Annotated in this window: 19 protein-coding genes; 7 read left to right on the plus strand and 12 right to left on the minus strand. The window is 71.2% G+C overall.

Features of this window, described 5'->3' with window-relative positions; genetic code table 11:
- From shc to hpnH, 3 genes are read left to right on the plus strand one after another with little or no spacing between them, the layout of a single operon-like run.
- Nucleotides 1-1,959, plus strand: coding sequence for a squalene--hopene cyclase (gene shc / locus Pka01_RS05345; protein ID WP_203881459.1), 1,959 nt, complete (start codon nucleotides 1-3; stop codon nucleotides 1,957-1,959).
- The gene (locus Pka01_RS05350) at nucleotides 1,956-2,864 is read left to right on the plus strand and encodes a phosphorylase family protein (protein ID WP_203881460.1); all 909 of its coding nucleotides are present in this window, start codon (nucleotides 1,956-1,958) and stop codon (nucleotides 2,862-2,864) included. The genes shc and Pka01_RS05350 overlap by 4 nt, the downstream gene beginning before the upstream one ends.
- Nucleotides 2,864-3,868: an adenosyl-hopene transferase HpnH gene (gene hpnH, locus Pka01_RS05355; RefSeq protein WP_203881461.1), complete on the plus strand. Its 1,005-nt coding sequence runs from the start codon at nucleotides 2,864-2,866 to the stop codon at nucleotides 3,866-3,868. The genes Pka01_RS05350 and hpnH overlap by 1 nt, the downstream gene beginning before the upstream one ends.
- Here hpnH and Pka01_RS05360 read toward each other — a convergent pair.
- The 11 genes from Pka01_RS05360 to Pka01_RS05410 all read right to left on the minus strand — a co-directional run bounded on the left by Pka01_RS05360 (nucleotide 3,834) and on the right by Pka01_RS05410 (nucleotide 16,503).
- Entirely contained in the window at nucleotides 3,834-4,652 is an 819-nt protein-coding gene (locus Pka01_RS05360; RefSeq protein WP_203881462.1) for an SDR family NAD(P)-dependent oxidoreductase, read from the minus strand. The genes hpnH and Pka01_RS05360 overlap by 35 nt on opposite strands.
- Before the next feature lie 61 nt (nucleotides 4,653-4,713).
- Nucleotides 4,714-5,535, minus strand: a complete 822-nt coding sequence (locus Pka01_RS05365; protein WP_203881463.1) for a carbohydrate ABC transporter permease — start codon at nucleotides 5,533-5,535, stop codon at nucleotides 4,714-4,716.
- Nucleotides 5,532-6,497, minus strand: coding sequence for a carbohydrate ABC transporter permease (locus Pka01_RS05370; protein ID WP_203881464.1), 966 nt, complete (start codon nucleotides 6,495-6,497; stop codon nucleotides 5,532-5,534). The genes Pka01_RS05365 and Pka01_RS05370 overlap by 4 nt, the downstream gene beginning before the upstream one ends.
- A complete protein-coding gene (locus tag Pka01_RS05375; RefSeq protein ID WP_203881465.1) occupies nucleotides 6,494-7,876 on the minus strand; it encodes an ABC transporter substrate-binding protein in 1,383 nt (460 codons plus the stop codon). Before Pka01_RS05375 ends, Pka01_RS05370 begins: the two co-directional genes overlap by 4 nt.
- Before the next feature lie 27 nt (nucleotides 7,877-7,903).
- Entirely contained in the window at nucleotides 7,904-8,926 is a 1,023-nt protein-coding gene (locus tag Pka01_RS05380; RefSeq protein ID WP_203881466.1) for a glycoside hydrolase family 99 protein, read from the minus strand.
- A 228-nt stretch (nucleotides 8,927-9,154) separates the two neighbouring features.
- Complete coding sequence (locus Pka01_RS05385) at nucleotides 9,155-10,966, minus strand: substrate-binding domain-containing protein (RefSeq protein ID WP_203881467.1); 1,812 nt, start codon at nucleotides 10,964-10,966, stop codon at nucleotides 9,155-9,157.
- A gap of 48 nt (nucleotides 10,967-11,014) precedes the next feature.
- Nucleotides 11,015-11,902: an NAD-dependent epimerase/dehydratase family protein gene (locus tag Pka01_RS05390; RefSeq protein ID WP_203881468.1), complete on the minus strand. Its 888-nt coding sequence runs from the start codon at nucleotides 11,900-11,902 to the stop codon at nucleotides 11,015-11,017.
- A gap of 338 nt (nucleotides 11,903-12,240) precedes the next feature.
- Nucleotides 12,241-13,011, minus strand: coding sequence for a GNAT family N-acetyltransferase (locus tag Pka01_RS05395; RefSeq protein WP_203881469.1), 771 nt, complete (start codon nucleotides 13,009-13,011; stop codon nucleotides 12,241-12,243).
- 317 nt (nucleotides 13,012-13,328) lie between these two features.
- Nucleotides 13,329-14,408, minus strand: coding sequence for a LacI family DNA-binding transcriptional regulator (locus Pka01_RS05400; RefSeq protein ID WP_203881470.1), 1,080 nt, complete (start codon nucleotides 14,406-14,408; stop codon nucleotides 13,329-13,331).
- Nucleotides 14,405-15,583, minus strand: a complete 1,179-nt coding sequence (locus Pka01_RS05405; RefSeq protein ID WP_203881471.1) for an MFS transporter — start codon at nucleotides 15,581-15,583, stop codon at nucleotides 14,405-14,407. Before Pka01_RS05405 ends, Pka01_RS05400 begins: the two co-directional genes overlap by 4 nt.
- Nucleotides 15,580-16,503: an ABC transporter substrate-binding protein gene (locus tag Pka01_RS05410; RefSeq protein WP_203881472.1), complete on the minus strand. Its 924-nt coding sequence runs from the start codon at nucleotides 16,501-16,503 to the stop codon at nucleotides 15,580-15,582. The genes Pka01_RS05405 and Pka01_RS05410 overlap by 4 nt, the downstream gene beginning before the upstream one ends.
- 276 nt (nucleotides 16,504-16,779) lie before the next feature.
- Between Pka01_RS05410 and Pka01_RS05415 the strand changes: the two genes are divergently transcribed.
- The 4 genes from Pka01_RS05415 to Pka01_RS05430 are packed head-to-tail and all read left to right on the plus strand — an operon-like array spanning nucleotide 16,780 to nucleotide 21,546.
- Nucleotides 16,780-17,979: an amino acid ABC transporter substrate-binding protein gene (locus Pka01_RS05415; RefSeq protein WP_239114776.1), complete on the plus strand. Its 1,200-nt coding sequence runs from the start codon at nucleotides 16,780-16,782 to the stop codon at nucleotides 17,977-17,979.
- A gap of 12 nt (nucleotides 17,980-17,991) precedes the next feature.
- Nucleotides 17,992-18,870, plus strand: coding sequence for a branched-chain amino acid ABC transporter permease (locus Pka01_RS05420; RefSeq protein ID WP_203881474.1), 879 nt, complete (start codon nucleotides 17,992-17,994; stop codon nucleotides 18,868-18,870).
- 8 nt (nucleotides 18,871-18,878) lie between these two features.
- Complete coding sequence (locus Pka01_RS05425; RefSeq protein WP_203881475.1) at nucleotides 18,879-20,774, plus strand: branched-chain amino acid ABC transporter ATP-binding protein/permease; 1,896 nt, start codon at nucleotides 18,879-18,881, stop codon at nucleotides 20,772-20,774.
- Nucleotide 20,775: 1 nt separating this feature from the next.
- Nucleotides 20,776-21,546 carry an ABC transporter ATP-binding protein gene (locus Pka01_RS05430; RefSeq protein WP_203881476.1) on the plus strand — a complete coding sequence of 257 codons (771 nt, stop codon included), beginning with the start codon at nucleotides 20,776-20,778 and terminating at the stop codon, nucleotides 21,544-21,546.
- A 33-nt stretch (nucleotides 21,547-21,579) separates the two neighbouring features.
- On the opposite strand, the gene Pka01_RS05435 is transcribed toward Pka01_RS05430, so the two are convergent.
- Nucleotides 21,580-23,148, minus strand: a complete 1,569-nt coding sequence (locus Pka01_RS05435) for a phytoene desaturase family protein (RefSeq protein ID WP_203881477.1) — start codon at nucleotides 23,146-23,148, stop codon at nucleotides 21,580-21,582.
- Between the last annotated feature and the right edge of the window lie 24 nt (nucleotides 23,149-23,172).

The following is a 23,172-nucleotide window of genomic DNA, read 5'->3' on the forward strand; positions in this document are numbered from 1 at the left end:
ATGACCACGGCTCCCGCCGCACCGCCGGCGTCCCGCGCGGAACGCGCCCTCGACGCGGCCCGCGACCACCTGCTTGGCCTCCAGTCGCCGGAGGGATGGTGGAAGGGCGAGCTGCAGACCAACGTGACCATGGACGCCGAGGACCTGCTGTTGCGCCACTTCCTCGGCATCCGCACGGAGGAGGAGACGGCGGAGGCCGCCCGCTGGATCCGCTCCCAGCAGCGGGACGACGGCACGTGGGCCAACTTCCACGGCGGCCCCGGCGACCTGTCCACCACCATCGAGGCCTACGCCGCCCTGCGCCTCGCGGGCGACCCCGCCGACGCGCGGCACATGAAGGCGGCCGCCGAGTTCGTACGGCAGGCGGGCGGGATCGAGAACAGCCGGGTCTTCACCCGCATCTGGCTGGCGACGGCCGGACAGTGGTCGTGGGACGACCTGCCGGTCCTTCCTCCGGAGCTGATGTTCCTGCCCTCGTGGTTCCCCCTGAACGTCTACGACTGGGCGTGCTGGGCCCGGCAGACGATCGTGCCGCTGACCATCGTGAGCGCCCGCCGGCCGGTACGGCCGCTCCCGGTCGACCTCGCCGAACTGCGCACCGGCCGTCCCGCGCCGCGGCGGCCCCGCGGCGGCTGGGACGCCGTGTTCACCGCGCTCGACGGGGTCCTCCACCGCTACCAGCGGCGCCCGATCCCGGGCCTCAGGCAGGCGGCGATCCGGCGCGCCGCCGACTGGATCGTGGCGCGGCAGGAGCTCGACGGTTCGTGGGGCGGGATCCAGCCGCCCTGGGTCTACTCGCTGATGGCCCTCGACCTGTGCGGCTACGGGCTCGACCATCCGGTGATGGACAAGGGCCTCAGGGGACTCGACCGCTTCACGATCCGCGACGAGACCGGCCGCAGGCTCGAGGCCTGCCAGTCGCCGGTGTGGGACACCGCGCTCGCGATGAACGCCCTGCTCGACGCCGGGCTGCCCGGCGACCATCCCGCCGTGTCCTGCGGCGCCGACTGGCTGCTCGCCGAGGAGGTCAGGGGACCCGGTGACTGGGCGGTGCGCCGGCCGTCGCTCGCGCCGGGCGGCTGGGCGTTCGAGTTCGACAACGACGGTTACCCGGACACCGACGACACGGCCGAGGTCATCCTCGCGCTGGGCCGTACGTCCCACCCGGACGCCCGCCCGGCCATCGACCGGGGCATGCGCTGGATGGCGGGCATGGCGTCCAGAGACGGCGGGTTCGCCGCCTTCGACGCCGACAACACCCGTGAGCTGTGCAAGCGGCTGCCCTTCTGCGACTTCGGCGCCGTCATCGACCCTCCGTCGGCCGACGTCACCGCCCACGTCGTCGAGGCGCTGGCCGCCGAGGGCCGCGCCGGTTCGGCCGTCGTCCGCCGGGCCGTCCTGTGGTTGCTGAAGGCGCAGGAGCCGGACGGTTCGTGGTTCGGCCGCTGGGGCGCCAACCATGTCTACGGGACCGGCGCCGTGCTGCCCGCCCTCGTCGCAGGCGGCGTACGACAGGACGCGGCCTGCGTGCGACGGGCGGTCTCGTGGCTGGAACGCCACCAGAACGGCGACGGCGGATGGGGCGAGGACCTGCGCTCCTACGACGACCCCGCCTGGATCGGGCGCGGCGCGTCGACGCCCTCCCAGACGGCGTGGGCCCTGATCGGCCTGCTGGCCGCGGGCGAGTCCGGTCCCGTCGTGGACCGGGGGGTGGGCTGGCTGGTGGACAACCAGCGCTCCGACGGCACCTGGGACGAGGACTTCTTCACCGGGACCGGCTTCCCCGGCGACTTCTACATCAACTACCACCTCTACCGGCTCGTCTTCCCGGTCAGCGCGCTCGGCCGATACCTGCGCCGCGGACACCACGAGGTCCGGCACGGGGAAGGACACGGCGGAGGACACGGGGAAGGACACGCAGAAAGGGACGGCGGGCTCGTGCGGGTGAGACCGTCATGACCGGGCCGCTCGTCTGCGTGGCGCTCGGGATCGAGGCCCGGGCGGTCCGCGGCGGCCTTCCCGGCGGCCGCGGCGAGGTGGTCAGGCTCGGGATGGGGCCCCGCCGCGCGGAACGGGCCGCGGCGGGACTGCCGCCCGGCGTGCCCGTGGCCGTCACCGGCTTCGCGGGCGCCCTCGACGACGGGCTCCGCCCGGGCGAGGTGTTCGTGGCGACCGAGGTCCGATACGACGGGCAGGCGTGGCCCTGTCCGTCGGCTCCGCTCATCGCCGGGGACCTGGCCCGCGCGGGCCTTGCCGTACAGACCGGCCCCCTCGTCACGACGCCGCACGTCGTCACGGGGAGGGCGCGGGCGGAGGCACACGCGGGCCCCGGTGAGGATCGGGCGCGCGCGGCCGACATGGAGAGCGGCCCGGTGGCCGCCGCCCGCGCCGGCCTGCCGTTCGCGGTGGTGCGGGTGATCGTCGACACGCCGTCGAGGCCCCTGCTCCGCCCTTCGACCCTCGCCGGCGGCCTGGCCGCCCGCCGGGTCCTGACGAAGCTCGGTCCCGTCCTGGCGCTCTGGGCCGCGGCCGCCGGAGCCCGGCACGTGCTCCTGGGCTCTCCCGCGGGTCAGGTGAACGGCGGCGCCCGTCCGGTGCCCGACCTCACCCTCCTGGTCAGACCGGACGCCGGCCCGCCGCATCCCCTGCGGTCCGAGGCGCCCGAGCCCGGAGGCCTGCGGGCCGTCGGCGCGCCGGAGGAGGTCGCGCTCGGCTGGCTCGCGGGCGCCCGGACGATCCGGCTGACGGGCGGACCGCCCGCGCTCGTGGCCGCCGTACTCACGGCGTTGGAAGGACTCGGCCCGCTCACGGTCGAGAGGCGGCGGGCGGAGACGACCGCCCTACCCGAGGAGGCCTGGCCCTGATGCCGATGCCGATCCGTCAGAGCCTGCGCGTCAGCGGCTACATCCTGAGCCAGAAGCTGCGCGGGCGCCGGAAGTTCCCGCTGCTGGTCGAGCTCGAGCCGCTGTTCGCCTGCAACCTCTCCTGCGCGGGCTGCGGCAAGATCCAGCATCCTGCCGACGTGCTGAAGCAGCGCATGCCGGTCGAGCAGGCGGTCGCCGCGATCGAGGAGTGCGGCGCGCCCATGGTGTCGATCGCGGGCGGCGAGCCGCTCATGCATCCCCAGATCGGGGAGCTCGTGGACGAACTGGTCGACCGCAAGAAGTACGTGTACCTCTGCACCAACGCGCTGCTGATCCCCAAGAAGATCGACCAGTTCACGCCGTCGGAGTACTTCGCGTGGACGGTGCACATCGACGGGCTGCGCGAACGGCACGACGCGTCCGTCTGCAAGGAGGGCGTGTTCGACGAGGCCGTCGCGGCCGTGCGCGAATGCCAGCGCCGCGGGTTCCGCGTCACCACCAACACGACGTTCTTCAACACCGACAGCCCGCGGACCATCGTCGACGTGCTCGACTACCTCAACGACGACCTGCACGTCGACCAGATGATGATCTCACCGGGCTACGCGTACGAGAAGGCTCCCGACCAGGACTGCTTCCTCGGCGTGCGCGAGACCAGGGAGCTGTTCCGCAAGGCGTTCGCCGACGGCAACCGCCGCAGGTGGCGGTTCAACCACACGCCGTTGTTCCTCGACTTCCTCGAGGGGAAGACCGACTTCCCGTGCACGGCGTGGGCCATCCCGTCGTACTCGCTGTTCGGCTGGCAGCGGCCCTGTTACCTCATGTCGGACGGCTACGCCCAGACCTACCGTGAGCTGGTCGAGGAGACGGACTGGGAGTCCTACGGCCGGGGCCGCGACGACCGGTGCGCGAACTGCATGGCGCACTGCGGCTACGAACCCACGGCGGTCTTCGCCACGCTCGGCTCGCTCAAGGAGTCGATTCGGGCGCTTCGCGGCGACTGACCGGCCGTCCCCGCATCGCCGTCCGTCCCGCGAGCATCCGGAAGGGCCCGGGCGAGGCTCCCCGCAGCCGGGCGGGCAGGCGGAGCCAGCCGGGGACGTAGCATTCGGCCCGCCCGCGCTCCACCGCCGCGACGACCGCGCGCGCGACCCGCTCCGGCGGGATCGGCGCGGGGCGGCGCCGTCCGTACGGCACGCCCCGCCGGGCGAAGAACGGCGTGTCCACCACCCCGGGCACCACGACGGTCACCCCGATGCGCGGCGCTGCGGAACCGTCCCCGGAGCGGGAGTCCCCGAGACCGCGCAGTTCGTACCTGAGCGCCTCGGCGAAGGCCATGAGCCCGGCCTTCGTCGCTGAGTACACCGCCTCCTCGGCCACGCCCACCGCTCCGGCGATCGAGGCGACGAAGACGAGATGCCCACGGCCGCGCTCGATCATGGCGGGCAGCAACAGGCGGGTCAGGTGGACCGGAGCCGCCAGGTTGACGCCGACGAGGCGCTCGACCGCCTCTTCCGGCATCTGCGTGAACGGCCCGCACCACCCCTCCCCCGCGTTGCTGACCAGCACGTCGACCGGCCCGGCCGCCGCGGCGAGGCCGGCCGCGCCGCCAGGCAGATCGGCCACCACGACCTCCCCGCCCGTGCGTGCCGCGACCTCGGCCAGCCTGTCCCCGTCGCGGCCGGCCAGGACGAGGTGGGCGCGCCGTCGGGCCAGGGCCAGGGCGGTCGCCGCGCCGATGCCCGACGACGCGCCCGTGACGAGCACGCGTGCTCCCGCGAGTCCCATGTGCGCTCCCCGCTGCTCCTCGGCGGATCCTGCACATGGTCTACCCCGCTCACACCGCCGGTCAGCCCTTGAGCGCCCCCACCAGGCCGTTGACGAAGTAGCGCTGGAGGAAGAGGAACAGCACGATGACCGGGATCACGATGATCAGCGAGGCGGCCATCACCTCGTTGTACCTGGGCACCTCGCTGGAGATCAGGGACTCCAGGCCCAGCGGCAGGGTGTAGCGCGACGGATCGGAGATCGACACCCGGGTCAGGACGTACTCGTTCCAGGTCGGCACCGCCGTCAGGACGGCGACCGTCACGTGGGCGGGCCTGGACAGCGGCAGGTACACCGACCAGAAGATGCGAGCCTCGCTCGCGCCGTCCGAGCGGGCGGCCTCGCGCATCTCCCTGGGGATGGAGCCGTACGCGTTGGTGAGCAGGAGCACCGTCAGCGGCGCGGTGCCGTTCACGAAGGGCAGCACGAGGCCGATGTGCGTGCCGAGCACCCCGAGCTGCTTCTCCAGGATCACCACCGGCAGCAGCATCGTGATGCCCGGCACGAACAGCAGCGCCACGAAGAACCAGTAGAGGATCCGCCTGCCGGGGAAGTCGAGCACGGCGAACGCGTAGGACGCGAGGCTGTAGACCACCAGGACGCCGAGCACGGTCAGCCCGGTGACCTTGAGGCTGTTGAGGAAGTAGTCGAAGAAGTGCAGCCGTCCCCAGGTCTGCGTGAGCGTGTCGAGGGTGAAGTCGCGGGGCAGGAAACGCCCCTCGAGGATCTCGCTCCTGCTCTTGAAGGCACCCGAGACCATCCACAGGAAGGGATACAGGCTGATCAGCGCGTACACGAACAGGGCGGCGAAGACGACCGCCCTGACCACGCGCCGCCCGGTCACCGGACCCTCCGCAACATGCGGGCGTTCGCCAGGGTCAGCAGGACGGCCGCGGCGAACAGCAGCCAGCCGAGGGCGCTGGCCAGGCCGAGGGTCTGGGCCAGCCCCTTGAAGAACGACAGCCGGTAGGCCATCAGCGCCAGCACGTCGGTGTGCCCGCCAGGGCCGCCCCGCGTCATGACCAGGAAGATCTGGAAACCGTGCAGCGTGTCGCGCACGCCGAGCAGGACGATGGCGGCGGTGATGGGCCGCAGCAGGGGCCAGATGATCCGGCGCAGGACGTGGCGGGGCGCGGCCCCGTCGATCTGCGCGGCCTCGAACAGGTTGGGGTCGACGGCCTGGAGCCCGCTCAGGTAGAGCAGCGTCGCCACCGGGACGCTCGACCAGACCAGGATCAGGATCAGCGTGGGCAGCGCGGTGTCGGGGTTGCCGAGGAAACCCTGCGGCTGGGCGAGCGTGCCGAGGCCGAGGGAGCGCAGGAGCGTGTTGATCGCGCCGTCGGGCTCGAGGACGTACCGCCACGCGAAGTAGATCGCGACCCCGGTGGTGACATAGGGCAGGAAGTAGACCGAGCGCAGCACGGCGCGCAGCCGCCGGATCGAGTTGAGCGCGACGGCGAGCGGCAGCGAGATGGCCACGGTGAGCAGCGGCGCCAAGATCATGACCTGCAGGGTGTTCCACCCGGCCCGGCGCAGCTCCGGCGCCAGCACCGGGTCGGCGTAGAGCAGATCGAGGTAGTTCTGGATCCCGACCCAGTTCCACGTCGGCGTGAAGCCGTTCCACTTGGCGAAGCTGAGGGCCAGGCCGCTGCCGATCGTGTAGACCCCCATGACCGCGAACAGCGCGATCGCGGGGAGCACGAAGGCCCATCCGGTCAGCCAGCCCGGCCAGCGGCGGGGGGACCGCCCCCCGGACGGCTCGTCCATGAGCCGTCCGGGGTGGTCCCGCACAGCGAGCGAGCTCACTCGGTCGCCTTCCACATGGATCCCATGATCTTGTCGAGCTCGGTTCCCGCCTGCTGCGGTGACACCTCCTGAAGCGGCGTCAGCCTGACCATCAGGTCACCCGGCTTGACCTGGTCGTAGTCCGAGGGGAAGAAGGCGACGTCCGCGGCGTCGTAGGCGCTCTCCGGCGAGCCGGTGAAGTACTTCTGCAGCGCGGCGAGGTCGGCGCCCAGCAGCGCCTCGGCGTCGGCGCCGAGATCGGTCGCCGGCAGGTCGAGGGACTCCTTGGCGACGGCGCCCGCGCCCTTGGGCGAGGTGAGCCAGTCGATCCACTTGACCGCGGCCGCTCGGTTCTGCGTGGTGGCCGTTACCCCGAGCCCCGTCAAAGCCAGCGGGGACATCGAGATCTCCTTGTTCACGCCCTCGGACGACGGCGGGATGGGGAAGGTGAGCACCTTGTCGGGCGACATGCCGTTCTGCGCGAGGAACGCCAGCGTGAAGGTCCCGCCGACGTCGAACGCCGACTTGCCCTGGGCGAAGGCGATGTCCGCCTCGTCGATGCCGAGCGTGGTGCTCCCCGGCATCCAGTACGGCGTGAGCTTGCTGTAGACGTCGAGGGTCTTGACCCCGTCGGGGGAGGCGAAGCCCTGCGCGGCTCCCTTGGCGAACAACGCCTGGAAGCGGTCCTTGCCCAGGTAGGAGTGCGCGAGCGGCTGATAGATCCAGTTGTAACCGGTCTGACTCACCTTGAGCCCGAGGGACAGGCCGCCCTGCTGGGCGTCCTTGCCGGTGGTCGCCTTCAGCGCGTCGAGGAACTCCTCCCAGGTCTTCGGCGGCGTGTTCGGATCGAGGCCGGCCGCCTGCAGTTTGTCCTTGTTGGCGTAGACGATGCCGAACGCCCCCGCGGTGAAGCCCACGCTGAAGCGCTGGCCCGCCTTGGCGCTCTTGAACGGCGAGTCGCTCGCGGCGTCGTCGATCCGCTGCTGGGTCATCACCCCGCTCTCCCGGGTGGTGGGCAGCAGCCGCTGCTTCCACGCGTCGCCGACGTCGCCCTGCAGGTCCTGCAGCAGGCCCGAGGCGCCCATCTCGAGGTCCTCGCCGCCCGCGTGCACCTCAAGGACGTCGGGCAGGCCGTTGGTCTGCGCCGCGCTCTGCACCTTGCTGACGAACACGTCGTCCGGTGTTACCGCCTCCACGCTCACGGTGATGCCGGTCTCGCTCTTGAACTGGGCGGCGACCTTGTTGAGCGCGTCGGCGTGCGACTTCTTGAACGTCCACATCTTCAGCGTCTGCTCGCCGCTCTGCTGCTGCTCTCCCGCCCCGCCCCCGCAGCCCGCCACGACCACGCCGACGACGAGCGCCACGGCCGCGCCGAGCGCCCGCTTCCGCACTGAACTCATCACGTCTCTCCTTCTGCTCGCGTACGGCTAGCGCCGCTTCTCGAACGCCTTGACCCAGTACTTCGTCCGATCGAGGTAGGCCGTCTCGGCCGCCTTGCCCCGCTTGCCGTACGCGCCGGCGAAGGTCTGGTAGCCGAAGCCCGCCGGCGGATTGCTGGCGGCGGGCTCGATGGAGCTGCCCTCGTGCCACTCGTTGAACGAGGTGACCGACACCCACGTGGGGTCGCCGCCGATCACGGGGTCGAGGGCGTTGGACCACTCCTTGTCGTAGGTGGCTCCGCCGTCCCGGCCGAGCGTGGGAGTGGTGTTGCCGGGCACCGCGCGGTCGTCGACGTAGCCGGGGGCCACCGAGGGCGCCCAGATCAGGCCGTGCTCCTTGGCGTAGGCGCCCGCCTCCTTCCAGCCGGGTGCCGTGGCGCCGGCGATGCCGTCGTAGGTGTACATCCCGGAGAAGTGCGCGATCTTGGAGGTGTCCGTCGTCTGCGCCAGGATGACGTTGTCCCCGTTGACCTGGTCGAGAGCCGTCCAGTCTGCGATCTGCAGGCTCCAGAAGATGTAGAAGACCGGGCGTCTGCCCTGGTCGGGTGCGCGGAAGTAGGCCGGGTGGCCGCCGTAGGTCTCGTTGAGGTAGGCGATGTCGGCGACGACCGACTCAGCGGTTCGGCCTTCGTACGGCTCGATGTGCCAGGCCACCTTGACGCCCCTCTTGGCGGCGGCGTCGAGCACTCCCCTGGCCATGCGGTCCTCGTAGCTGCCCCGGCCCCACCAGCTGTAGACGATGACGCCCGCGCCGCTGCGCTGGATCCACTTCATGTGCTGGGCGACCGCTCCCCTGACGTCGCCGGAGTCGTAGGCGCCGAGCTTGGGGTAGAGGTCGGCGCCGATGTCCGCGGGCGGGGTGTGGCCGCCCTGCTGCCAGTGCCGCCACTCGCCGATCTCGGTGTTGCCGTACCACGGGTAGTAGAAGAGCTGGACCTTGGTCGAGAGCTTCGCGGCCTCGGCCGCGGGCACGGGCTGCGCCCACAGAGCGCACAGGATCGTCACGAGCATCGCGGCGATCACGGAGTTTCGACGTTTTGCACGGGCTGACATCGGCGTCCTCTCGTCACTGGCCTGGGGGGTCGATCACGCGTGCCGGCGGGACGCGGAAGGCACCGGCCTGGCCCTTCTACCGGGCTGGTTCTTCGCGCAAATCGTTAAGATTGATCCCGAAATCTACACGCAACACAGGGCCTGTCAAGAGTGTGTGCGCGCCCCGGGCAGGACGCCGCGGGCGGGTCAGGCGGACTGACGCCGGACGAGCCTGGCGGGGATGACCACTTCGCGATATCCGCCTGCCTGCCCCGACAGCCGGTCGAGGAGCAGCCGCGCGCACGCCTGGCCGATCTCGCGCGCGGGGTTGGCCATCGTGGTGAGACCGGGCGAGATGAGACCCGCGGCCTCGATGTCGTCGAACCCCATGACGGCCAGGTCGCCGGGCACATGCAGGCCGCGACGGGCCGCCGTCTCCAGGGCGCCGATCGCCATGATGTCGTTGGCGCACAACACCGCGTCGGGAGGCTCGGGCAGGTCGAGCAGCGCGGCGGCGCCGTCCCTTCCCCCCACCCTGCTGAAGTGCGTGTGCACCACGAGACGGGGGTCGGCGGGCGCCCCCGCCTCCGTCAGCGCGGCGCGGTAGCCGGCGACCCTCTCTGCCGCGGGCCCCTCGGCCTCCGGCCCGCAGACGAACCCGATCCTGCGGTAGCCGCGTTCCAGCAGGTAGCGGGCGGCCTCGGCGGCCCCGCCCTCGTCGTCGCTGTGCACCACGTCGACGCCCTCCTGGACGAGGCGGCCGCCGAGCCGTACCACCGGGATGCCCGCCTCGATGGCGGGCAGCAGATCCTCGGCGTGCGTGTGGAACACCGCGAAGGCCAGTCCGTCGACCTGCCTGGCGATCATCTGCTCGATCGCCGCCCGCTCCATGCCGCGGTCGCCGTCGGTGTTGCTGATGATCTCGTCGTAGCCCGCCGGCCCCAGGACGTCCTGCAGGCCGCGGGCGAGCGCCGGATAGAACGGGTTGGTGATGTCGGGGATGACCAGCCCGATCGTCTGGCTCCTGCTGGTCCGCAGGCCACGGGCGAGGACGTTGGGGCGGTAGCCGAGCCGTTCGATCGCGTCGAGCACGCGCCGCCTGGTCGAGTCGGCGACGGGCCTGCGCCCGTTCAGCGTGTGGGACACGGTGGTCGCGCTCACCCCGGCCAGCTCGGCCACGCGGGTGATGCTGGGCCGTTCCCCACGGGGCGCCCGGGGCGCGGGAGCGAGCCCGGGAGCGGCCCCGAATGCGGACCCGGATGCGGCCTCGGATGCGGCGGATCCCTGCGCGGGTACCGCGGGCGCCTCGCCGGAGACGGCCGGGCCGGGCCTGGAATCCGGCTGCCCGGGAACGACGGCCTTCCCGCCGGGCATGACCGGCGCGAGGGTGACCAGGGCCGCGGCGAGGCGCCCTCTCCCCTCCGCGACCGCCTCGCCGTCCGGGACGCCTCCGGCGACGGCCGCCAGGGTCGACTCCCAGACCTCGCGGACGGCGGCGAGGACGACCGCCGCCACGACCGCGGGGGAAGGCGCGCCCGGGCGTGCGCCGAACTCGGCCTCGATCGCCCCGGCCAGCCCGGCCTCCCATCCGGAGAACAAGGTCCGGGCGTATGCGCGCAGGGCGGGGCTGTCCGCGTAGACGCGCGCCCAGCTCGCGTGGTCACGGGTGACGGGGACACGGTCGAGGGAGGCGGTGTCAGTGTCGGTGTCCGTGTCGGCGGGGCCGTGCAGCAGGCCCTCGATCGCCTCCGTGACGGTCGCGCCGGGCACGCGGCCCGCGACCAGCGCGCCCGGCTCTCCGCGCAGCAGCGGCTCGTCCTCGAAGAACAACTGCTCCTTGGCCGCGAAATGGTTGAAGACCGTCTTCGCCGAGACGTCCGCCGCGTCGGCGATCTCGGCCACGGTCACCGCGTCGAATCCACGTTCGGCGAACAGCCCGAAGGCCGCCGCGACGATCGCGTCGCGGGTCTGCGCCTTCTTCCGTTCGCGACGCGCGACGGATCGGCCTTCGGGGGACATGTCCCGGATCTTACAGTCGATGACTCCTTATGCTCACTGAAAAAGTCCTCAGGAAGCCTCAGCCTCCCGTTCGTCCGGGACGGCGACGGGATAGGGGTGCCGGGCGGAGAAGCCCAGCAGGCGCTCGGCCACCCCGAGGTCGACGGGCGCGGAGCGGCCGGGCATGGGCGCACGCCGCTCGGATCCGGGGTGGAACCGTTCGACGAGTTCCTCCGTCGGGTGAGACGCCAGGGTGGTGGGCGCGGTGACGAAGACCGCGTGGTATCCGTCGAAGGGACGGGTCACGCCCAGCCAGCAGGCCGAGGCGGCGTCACGGGTGTCGAGGTAGGTCCACAACTCCTTGGCGCCCGAGCCCGGATCCTCGGCGTACCGGGCGACCGCCTTGTCGAACTTGTCGCCGGGACCGCCGAGCAAAGGAAAGCGGAGGGCCGCCACGGACATCCCGTACCGGCGGGCCATCATCTCCGCCGTCGCCTCGTCGACCTGCTTGGACAGCCCGTACGGATCCTCGTTCTGCAGGGGAAGGGACTCGTCGACCGGCACGTATGCGGGGTGCCGCAGCGTCGAGGCCCAGGGCAGGCCGAGCACAGAGAAACTGCTCGCGATCACCGCCCTGCGCACCCCCGACGCGCCCGCCTCCTCGAGGACGACGAAGGTCGCCCTCGTGTTGCCGCAGAAAACCTCCTCCGGGGTGCCGAGGCTGGGTGCGGGGATCGCCGCGAGGTGCACCACCGCGTCCACCCCGTCGAGCGCCTCGCGCACGGCCGCGGTGTCGCCCGCGTCGGCGGTCACCACGCGGTCGGCGGGCAAGCCTCCCGGGTCCCGCAGGTCGAGCGCGGTGGCGGGCACGCCCCGCGCGGCGAGCAGGTCGAGCACCGCCCGCCCCAGCCTGCCGGCCGCGCCGGTCACCAGAACGCGACGCGGTTGGTCGGTCATGCGTTCCCCTTTCCCGTGGTTGTCAGTGGCTTTCGCAAAACGATTTGCCCGGCCCGAGCAGAATGACCCCCACCGGATTGCCTGTCAATGCCACCCCACCCCCTTCCGCGTGATCATGCACAGGCTCGCGCGGACCACCCCTGACCTGCCCCCACCCCCCGCGTGATCATGCACACCTTCGCGGAAACCCGCCCCCACCTGCCCCGTACAGCAGGCGTGATCATGCACACCTTCGCGGAAACCCGCCCCCACCTGCACGTACGGCAGGCGTGATCATGCACGCGTGACCGTACGGCAGGCCCGGGCACGACGCCCCGATCGGCCCGGGAGCTGGAAACTCAGCCGCGCTGGAGGTAGGTCCACGTCTCGACGACGCGGAAACCGAGCAGTTCGTAGAGGGGCAGGCCATCGGAGCTGGCCTGGAGGAACGCCACGCGCGCGCCGGCGGCGTACCCGTCCCGCAGCACCGCCTCGGTGGCGGTCCTGCCGTACCCACGGCGCCGATGGCCCGGCGGGGTCGAGATGTTGAACACCCCGATGTGGTCCCCCACGAGGATGCCGAATCCCGTTGAGACCGGTTCTCCGTCCGCTTCGACGAGGTACGCCGTCGCGCCCGGCATGTCCAGGATCTCCGGCTGGGCCAGCGCCGCCATGATGTCCACGGGAGCCTCGAAGCCGGCGGCGAGAACGTCGCGGTAGAGCTCGTGCTCCTTCCCGTCTACGGTCCGGACCGCGTGGCCGTCCGAGGTGAACGTCACCGGCGCCGCCGGCATCGCCATGAGCGGAAGCCGCATGCGATGGGTGAGCCCGAAACGCGTGGCCACCTCGACGAGCTCCGGTGTGGGCTCGCCGCGCACCTGGATGCTCCACGGGACGGCACTCTCCGTCATCCGGTGGGCGAACTCGGCCACCTCGTCGACGTCGGGCTCGCGACTGTCAGTGAACACGCCGTTCAGATGGGGCAGGGGAATGCCGGACGTGATCAGAAGGGTGCCGTGTTCCCCTCGCGGGCTGTCCACCCCCAGGCCGACCGTAAGCAAACGCTCGAAGGCCAGCAGGAGCGCCTTCGCCGCGCCGTCGGCCAGGCCGTCCACGCCGATGTCACTCATGAGGGGACCACACCGCTTTCACGTCGCGAGATACCCAAGGCGGATATCGGGCGGACAAAAGTAGCAGATCCATAAAAACGCCATGTTTCATCGCATTAGCGTCACCGCACGAAGGACGGTCAGCTTCGCGCGGCGAAGAACGCTCTCCGCCTGCATGATCACGAAGCAAGGATCCGCAGGTCGGACGCCCTCCTCGCGAATCTGCGCATGATCACGCACGGCATACGACCAGCTCAGCCGTGACGCGCCCGAACCCGTGCATGATCACGCGCGAGGGGGGCGCAGGTCAGAGCACCTGCGCCCGAACTTGTGCATGATCACGAGGAAGGGCGGGCGGAAGGGGGGGCGGTGGAGTCGCGGACCACCAATGTCACGGGGAGGAGCAGCGACCTCGGACGCCGGTCGGGTTCCTCAATGCAGTCGAGCAGCATCCGGGCGGCCTCGGCGCCGATGTCGTGGTGCGGCACCCCCACCGTCGTCAGCGGCGGGCGCAGCTTGTCGATGAAGGGCATGTCGTTGAAGCCGACCACGCTCATCTCGTCCGGGCAGGAGATCCCCCGCTCGGCGAACACGTCGTAGCAGCCGAGCGCGATCAGGTCGTTTCCGGCGACGACGGCGGTGAACCGGTTGTCGCGGTCGAGCAGTTCGCGCATCGCTGTGGCCCCGTCGGCCTCGTTCCAGTGGGCGCACTCGACGGTGAGGGAGGGGTCGTCCTCCAGTCCGTGGTCGCGGATGGCGTGCCGGAACGCCCTGGACCTGACCACCCCCGTCGAGGTGCTGTGCGGGCCGGCGAGGTGGGCGATCCGCCGGTGTCCCAGCTCGGCCAGGTGCCGGACGGCGAGGGCGATGCCCGTGGCGTCGTCGGCCGTCACGCACGGGACCTCGAGGTTCTCGACCCGCCGGTTGACGAGCACCATCTTGACGCCCTGCTCGTGCAGCGCCTCGAGGAACGGGTGGTCGACCCGCGCGGTCGCGATGATGAGGCCCTCGACCTGGCGGGAACGCAGGGAGTCGATGCGCGCCCGCTCCCGCTCGGGGTCGTTGTCGGTGTTGACGATCCAGGCGCTGAAGCCCTCCGCCTCGAGGACGTCCTCGATCCCCCGGACGATCGGCGGGAACAGCGGGTTGGTCAGGTCGGGGATGACCAACCCGACCGTGCTCGACTTGGCGGTCTTCAGGCTCCGCGCGATGGGATTGGGCTGGTAGCCGAGCGTCTTGGCCGCCTTGATCACACGTCTGGCCGTCTCGGCGCTGACGAGGCGGCGCGTGCTCGGGTTCAGGGCGCGTGAGGCGGTGGCGGCGTGCACCCCCGCCGCCTCGGCGACGTCCCTGAGCGTGGGGGGCTGAGCCCGCTTGACCTCCCCGGCAGGGGTTAACGAAGGCTGGTTGGGTCTCATCGACCGGGTTCTCCTTCAGGTCGGATCCATCGCTTGCGTCCCAGCGTGGCGAACAGGCCCAGCGGTACGGCGAGAGCCGCCGCCAGGCCGAAGATCTCCGTGTACCTGTGGCTCTCCGCGAGGCCCCCGACGAGCACCGCCGCGACGGCGCTGCCGAGGAACAACGCCCCGGCGAAGGCCGACACGACCGTCGCACGAGCGTCCGGCAACACCTCCGTCGCCCAGGTCTGCAACGACGAGTGCATCGAGGCCCAGGCGAGGCCGAGCAGGCCGGCGGCGACCAGTGCCATGCCCGGCGAGCGGGACAGGGCGGTCAGCCCGCATGCGGCCGCGGCGGCGAGCGCTCCGAGTGCGATGAGCCGGGACGCGTGCGTGCGGCGCGACAACGCCCCCACCACACGGGCGAACCCCAGTACGGCAACACCGTACACGGCGGTGACGGCACCGGCGACGGAAGCACTCACGCCGGCGGCCTCGACGGCCGGTGGGAGCAGTGTCAGCGAACCGAGAAGGACGGCTCCCTCGACGAACGCCAGGGTCAGCACCAGCCGGGCCGGGCCCGAACGGGCGACGGCCACCAGAGGGGCGAGCACACCGGTGTGCGAGCGGACGAGCTCCGGGCGTGGAAGCCGTCCGAGCGCGATGACGAGCAGCAGCGAGGCCGCCCCGGTGAGGACGAACGTGAGCCGCCAGGTCGAGAACTGGGCCAGCGCCCCCGCACCCGTCGAGGCGACGGCCGTGCCCAGCGCCACGCCCGTCATGAGGGCGGTGACCGCCCGCTGCCGCCGCTGGGCGGGGACCGTGTCGCCGACGTAGATCAGGCTCGCGGGGACCGCGGCGCTGAAGCACGCGCCCGCCAGTCCCCTGGCCACGCCGAGGCTGAGCGCCGACTGGGTGAACGCCGCCGCGGTCGAGCAGACCGCCGCGAGCAGCAGCGCGAGCCGCATGGTCCTGACCAGGCCGAGCCGATCGGAGATCATCCCCCACACGGGCTGCATGAGCCCGTACAGCAGGAAGTAGACACCGGCGGCGTTGACCACCTCGGCCAGCGGCGCCCCGAGGCCGCGGGCCATCGCGATCAGCATCGGCGGCATGGAGAACCGGTCGAGTGTGCTGACGAAGGAGACGGACTGCAGCAGCCGCGGCGACCGTTCCCGGGTGGCGAGCTCGGTCATCGCCCCGTCGCAGCAGGCGGGTCGATCAGGCCCCCCGAGGGGTCGAGGGCGGCGGCGAGCACGTCGGTCCCGTCCACGAGCGCCGGCATGTACCTGCGGCGCAGCCCGACGATCGTCTCCATCGACTCGAGGTCGGCGACGCCGTCGGCGACCAGGCCCTCTTCGGGGTCCTTGAGCCGTTCGAGGTAGCGCACCGCCAGGGCCTCGGGCAGCCGCAGGGCCTCCACGGCCTCGTCCACGGTCACCTGGTCGGCGTGGCCGGCCCGGATCTCGCGGGCGGTCTCGAGGAGGACGGCGGCGAGCGCATCGGCGAGCGGCCGCTTGCGGTCGCCCGCGACGCTGACCACCGTGCCGAGGTACGGCCGGCAGACGTCGACGAGCCGTCCGAGCCGGACCGACCCGGCCGCCTCCGCCCGCAACTCGTTGCCCGCGTTGAGCATGGTCGCGTCGCAGCCGCCCGCCAGCATGGCCTCCAGGCGGCGAGGCGTGGAGCCGAGGGTGGCGATCTCGTAGTCGCCGCGGTCGAGGCCGAGGGACTCGAGCAGCGCGTACAGGCCGAAGGCGAAGCCGGAGCCCGGCACGTCGACGCCGACGATCGCGCCCTTCAGATCGGCCGCGGACTCGATGCCGGGCCGGGCGTAGACGCCGAGGCCGAGGCCGCGGTCGATGGCCGAGACGATGCGGACGTCGGCGGTCTCGCGGAGCGGGTTGCCGGGGTCGAAGCGATAGGCGACCACGTTGTCGGGGCTGGTGAGGGCCACGTCGAGTTCGCCGTCGATCAGCGCGCGGAACTGCGCGGGCGACGAGGGGACGGGCCTTTCCTCCACGTCCAGGTCGTGCTCGGCGAGCAGGCCGGTACGCCGGCTGACGCGCAGCAGGACGGACGGGCTGAAGGCCCCGACCACGAGGTGCCGTGTCACGATTTGGTAGCTCCCGTTCGGCTCGATTCAGCTGGACGGACCCGCCCATGATAGCCCGCACTCGTTTGCAGTCCATGCGCCGAGTCCAGTCCGACCTCTTGACACTGACAGGATGAAACCGCATGCTGCTGGCCATCGCAATCGTTTGCGGTTAAATCTATGCGGCAAAAAGCTCACAGAGGAGGGCTCATGACCGCTTCATCCCCCAGCGGTAACGAGACCCATGCTAAATCCGGCCGGCCAGTTCCACACCGGCGAGGCCGAGGCTTGAAGGCGGTGGCGCTGGGCGTCGTGGCGGCTCTGGCGCTCGCGGCCTGCGGAACGCGCCCGTCGGAGTCGGCCGCGGCCGGCGACACGAGCAAGCCGATCGTGGTGGGCATCTCCCTCCCCCTGACCGGCGACTTCGCCCAGCCCGGCAGCGAGGCCAAGCGTGGCTACGAGGTCTGGCGCGACATGGTCAACGCCAAGGGCGGCGTCCTCGGGCGCAAGGTCGAATTGAAGATCACCGACGACGCGAGCAACCAGGACACCGTCGTCGCCGACTACACCAAACTGATCACGCAGGACAAGGTCGACCTGCTCCTGGGCACGTTCTCCTCCCTGCTCAACTACGCCGCCTCGGCCGTGGCCGAGAAGAACGGCATGGTCTTCGTGGAGCCCGCGGGCGGCGCCCCCAACATGTTCGAGCGCAACTTCAAGTACCTCTTCTTCGCCCAGCAGGCGACCGCGCCCCACCAGGCCGACGTGTTCGTGAACTGGATCAAGTCGCTCCCCGAGGCCGACCGTCCGAAGACGGCGGCCTACCCGACCCAGGACGACCCCTTCGCCAAGCCGGTGATCGAGTCGATGCAGAAGCAGCTCGAGGCCCTCGGCGTGCAGACGGTGTACAGCGAGGTCTACCCCGCGGACGCCACGAACTTCCAGACGATCGCCAGCAACCTGGCCGCCAAGAAGCCCGACCTGGTCGCGCAGGGCGCGGTGTTCGAGGACGGCGTGGGGCTGGTCCGCAGCCTCAAGCAGCTGAACTTCTCGCCGAAGGTCCTGTTCCAGACCTCCGCTCCGAGCAACGCCGGCCAGTACAGCGACGCCGTCGGCCTGGACAACACCGAGGGCGTCTTCTACACGGTCAGCTGGAACGAGAAGGCCACCACGCCGCTGAACGCCGACTTCGTCGCCGCGTACAAGAAGGCCTACAACGCCGATCCCGCCGAGGACGCGGCCGACGCGTTCGCCGCCGCCCAGGTCCTGCAGACCGCGGCAGAGAAGGTCGGCTCGATCGACCAGGACAAGATCCGGGACTGGCTGCACGCCAACACCGTCGACACCATCCTCGGTCCCCTGTCGTGGGAGGCGACGGGCGAGCCGAAGGGCCAGTTCCTGCTCGCCCAGTGGCAGTCAGGAAAGGTCGAGGTCGTGGCGCCGTCCGACGTGGCGACGTCCACCACCGTCGTCAACCCCAAGCCCGCCTGGAAGTGACGGCGGCCCCAGATGACACATCTAGTCCAGGCGATCGCACTGGGCCTGTTGATCGGGGGGGTCTACGCGCTCATGGCGTCCGGACTCACCCTGATCTTCGGGGTCATGCGGATCATCAACATCGCGCAAGGCGCCTTCCTCATCCTGGTGGCGATGCTCACGTGGTGGCTGTGGCACGAGACCGGGATCGACCCGATCCTCGCGTCGGTGGTCACCACCCCACTCATGTTCGGCTTCGGCTGGGTGGCCTACCGTCTCCTGCTGTCGCGTATCCGGGGCTCCTCGGCCTCCATGTCGGTCCTGCTGACCTTCGGCTTCGCGCTGGTCATCGAGGGCGTCCTGAACATCACAGCGGGCAACAAGTTCAAGTCGGCCACGCCGTCGTACTTCGAGGAGTCGTTCCGCGTGGGGGCGATCTCCCTGCCCAAGGCGCAGGTCTTCGGCTTCCTCGCGGCCATGGCCGTCCTCGGCGTCCTGTACTTCGTGCTGACCAGGACGTGGACCGGGCGGGCGATCCGGGCCGCGACGCAGAATCCCTCGGGCGCGGCGCTCGTCGGGGTGGGCGCCACCGGCACGGCCGCCCTGGCGTTCGCCATCGGCAGCGCCACGACGGGCGTGGGCGGATCCATCCTGTCCGTGCTGTATCCCTTCTTCCCCGCGTCGCACTATGACTGGATCTCCCGGCTGCTCGGCATCGTGGTCCTCGGCGGGATGGGGAGCCTGCCTGGCGCCCTCATCGGCGCGGGCATCCTGGGGCTGGCCGAGACCCTGACCGCCACCTACGGGTCGCTGAACTGGTCCACGCTGGTCTTCTACATCGTGATCATGGTCGTCCTGCTGTTCCGCCCACAGGGGCTGTTCGGCGCCAAGCTGCGCGAGGACACGGTATGAGACACGGTATGAGCAGGCTGCGAGCCCTTCCCCGCGCACACCTCATCGCCGGGATCTGCCTGGTGTTGCTGCTGCTGTACCCGGTCGTCAACCCGTGGCAGCCGTACCCCCAGGGGGTCATGCTGCTGGCGTTCCTGCTGGCCATCCAGGCGTCGAGCTGGAACATCATCTCGGGTTACGCCGGTTACATCTCGCTCGGCCACAGCATGTTCCTCGGCCTCGGTTCCTACACGGTCGGCGTCCTCGCCGTGCACTTCGGCGTGAACCCGCTCTGGGTGGCGCCGCTCGGCGGGATCACCGCGGTGATCATCGCGATTCTGATCGGCTCGGTCGTGCTGCGCACGCGGGGCCACGCGTTCGTCATCATCACGATCGCGATGCTGCTGGCAGCGCAGATCTTCGCGGTCAACCTGAAGGGCATCACCCAGGGGTCGGACGGGATCACCCTCGAACTGCCCTTCTGGGACAGGGACTTCCAGAACATCCCGTTCTACTACGTCTTTCTGATCCTGATGGTGCTGACGGTCCTGTTCAGCGCCTGGATCAGGCGCACGAAGTTCGGCACGGGCCTGGTGGCGATCCGGGAGGACGAGGGCAAGGCCGCCTCGATCGGCGTCAACACCACCCGCTTCAAGATCGTGGCCTATGCCGCGAGCTCGTTCTTCATCGGCATGGCGGGCGGGGTCTACGCCTACTACCTGACCTTCATCAACCCGGTCGGGTCGTTCGCGATCCTCGGCAGCGTGACCATCGTGCTCGCCACCCTCACGGGCGGCAGGGGCACCCTCTACGGGCCCGTGCTCGGCGCCTTCATCGTCCAGCTCGTCAGCGAGGGAGCCACCGTGTACGGCGGGGGCAGCAACGCCCGCGTGCTGGTCTTCGGCCTGGCCCTCATGCTGGTGGTGCTGTTCCTCCCCAAGGGCATCCTGCCGACGATCGAGGAGTGGTGGCGTCGGCGGCACCCCGAGAACGTGGAGTACACCGACCAGGCCGGCGCCCTCAGCCGGGCGCCCGTCACGGCGACCGTCACGGTGACCGAGCGCGTCCGCGCCGAGATCGCCGCCGTGAACGAGAAGGACGAGGTCGCCCCCGGCGAGATCCTGCTCGACGTGCGCGGGGTGTCGAAGCGGTTCGGCGGCCTGACCGCGGTGGACGACGCGGGCCTGACCGTCCGCAAGGGCAGCATCACCGCCCTGATCGGGCCGAACGGGTCGGGCAAGACGACGCTGTTCAACCTCATCAGCGGTGGGATGGCGGCGGACTCGGGTGAGATCTGGTTCGACGGCAGGCGGATCGACGGCATGCGCCCCTGGCGGCGCGGCCACCTGGGCCTGGGCCGCACCTACCAGGTGACCCGGCTGTTCAAGGAGATGACGGTCCAGGAGAACGTCGTCGCCCCGCTGCCGGATTCGCGCTGGCGCACGATGTTCTCCGACGCGGTCCGCGGTCACGAGGCCGCGCGGGCGAGGGAGCTGCTCGACATCGTCGGACTCGGCCGGTTCGCGAACCAGCCCGCCGGCGCGCTGTCGTACGGCCAGCAGAAGCTCGTCGAGCTCGCGCAGGTGCTGATGCTCGAGCCGAAGCTGATCCTGCTCGACGAGCCGGCCGGCGGCGTGAACCCCAGCCTGCTCGGGCAGCTCACCGAGGTCATCCGCGAGCTGAATCGCAGCGGGGTGACGTTCCTGATCGTCGAGCACAACATCCCCCTCGTGCTCGACCTGTGTGATCCGGTCGTGGTGTTCTCGCACGGCGCGCCGATCGCGGAGGGTCCGCCCGACCGGATCCGGACCGACCCGCTCGTCCTCGACGCCTATCTCGGCGACGACTGGAGGCCCACAGAGGACGGCGACGAGGACGGCGCGGGCGACCGGGCCGACGAGACGACGCGAGAGGCGGTGCAGTGACGTGCTGTCCCTGAAGGGAGTCGTCGCGGGATACGGCGGAGGCAGCGTGCTCCAGGGCGTCGACCTGGAGTGCGCGCCGCAGACGATCACGTGCATCGTCGGGCCCAACGGCGCGGGGAAGTCGACCGTGCTCCGCGTCATCAGCGGGCTGCTCAAGCCGAGCAGCGGCGAGATCTCCATGAACGGCGAGGCGATCGCCGACCGCTCGCCCGACGAGATCCTCCGCAGGGGGATCACCCAGGTGCCGCAGTCGCACGCGCTGTTCCCCACCATGTCGGTCAGGGAGAACGTCCTGATGGGCGGCTACCTGATCCGCAAGCAGCGGGCGCTGCTGCGCGAGCGGCTCGACATGGTCCTGGAGCGCGTCCCCATCGTGGCCGCCCGGGGAGGAGACAACGCCGGGAACCTCAGCGGCGGCCAGCGCCGCATGGTGGAGATCGCGCGCTGCCTCATGCTGGACCCCAAGCTGATCCTGCTCGACGAGCCGTCGCTGGGGCTCGACCCGCGCAGCCTGGCGGGGGTGGCCGGCCTGATCAACGAGCTCAACCAGGCGGGCACGACGGTGTTGCTGGTCGAGCAGAACGTACGGCTCGGGCTCGGCCTGGCCACCCACGGCGTGGTCATGGAGGGCGGCAAGGTACGGCTCACCGGCACGGCCACCGCGATCAAGGACGACCCGGAGATCGCGTCGCTGTACCTCGGCGGCGCGAGCGGGTCGTCCGCGGACGGCCGGTCGTCCGGAGGCCCGAAGACGGAGACGACCAGCGTCTGACCGGGCGGTGGGCCCGGTCGGACGCCGGTCGGCTCAGATCGGGCCCATCACCTTCGCGGGATCCATCCCGAGGTCGGTCAGCACGGTGCGGGCGGCGTTGCGCCCGGGCCTGCCGGAGACCGATCCCCCGGGGTGGGTCGTGGCGCCGGTGAGGAACAGGCGGGGAATGGAAGATCGGTACGAGAGCCAGCCGGGGATCACCTCCCCGGACGGCGTCAGGAACTCACCACCGTGGCAGGAGCCACCGAGGTTGTGCACGTTGTGCGCGGCGACGTCGACCGGCGACTCCGCGCGCATCGCGAGGATGTTCTCCGGTTCGAGCCCTGTGGTCCTGGAGCGGACCAGGGCGATCAGCGCCTCGGCGTGCTCGTCCTTGCTCTCCGCCCACGAGCGGCCGTCCGCCCGTTCGTACGGCGCGATCGTGAGGATCTTGAACGTGGCGCCCCCGTCCGGCGCGCGGCCGGGATCGACCACGGTCTGGTCGACCACGAGCAGCCAGGGGTCGGCGGCGTCGGGCACTCCGCGCTCGAAGGCCTCCATCTGGCGGGCGATGCCCTCCGCGGTGCCGAACCCCGCCGCGGCGCTCGCGACCGGCCCGCCCTTCGTGGTGACGGCGATGTCGCGGCGCAGCGCGGCGTGGACGGCGAAGACGCTGAGCCCCGGCCGCCAGGTGTCCCTGGCCTGTGCGAGGTCGGCGGGGACGTCGGCGCCGGCGAGCATTCCGGCGAGGCGGGCCAGATGGGCGCTGGAGACCACCGCCTCCCGGGCACGGACCTCGCGGCCGTCGGCCGTGCGGACCGCGACGGCGCGGCCCGCCTCGACCTCGACGGAGGAGACCGGCGCCGAGCAGACGACCCGGCCGCCGTGCGCCTCTATCTGGCGGATCAGCGCCCGGGGCAGCGCGCTCGACCCCCCGATCGGGGTGGTCCAGCCGAAGTTGAGACGGCCCGCCGTGATCGAGGCGGGCAGGACGCCGGTGCCCGGCCTGCGCGGGTCCTGGATGGTCGCCAGCGACAGCCACAACATGAAGGAGCGGATGACCGGGTTCCCGAACCGCTCGTGCACGACGTCCCACGCGGACCGGCGGCGCAGAGCCCGGTATCGCCCGGCCGCGCCGCCGTCACCAGGGGGCAGGTCAGAGCTCCATCTGGCGTGCTCGGCGGCCAGGCCGTCCGACCACTCCCCCATCAGCCGCCGGAAGGCGTCCGCGTCGGCGCGGGACCAGCGGGCGATCTCGTCGGCGGTGGCGCCGAGGTCGCGGCGCATCACCAGAGCGTCGCCGTCGGCCTGGGGCAGCACGACGGCGGGGTCGGTCATCGTGTACTCGAGCCCGTACGCGCCGAGCAGGCCGAGCTCGTCGTCTCTGATCAGCGGGTTGGACTGGATCAGCACGTGCGCGCTCGAGCACGAGTCGTGCGCGAAGCCCGGCAGCGTGAGCTCCTCGGTGACGGTGTCGCCGCCGGGGACGTCCCTCGCCTCGAGGACGAGCACCTCCAGCCCGGCCGCCGCCAGGTATCCCGCGCAGACCAGCCCGTTGTGGCCCGCACCGACGACGACCACGTCGGCCGAGCCGGGCAGGTCGTTTCCGTTCACCACATCCATCGACGCCTCACCAGTTTTCCCATC

It is taken from the genome of Planotetraspora kaengkrachanensis (assembly GCF_016862895.1).
Taxonomy (GTDB): domain Bacteria; phylum Actinomycetota; class Actinomycetes; order Streptosporangiales; family Streptosporangiaceae; genus Planotetraspora; species Planotetraspora kaengkrachanensis.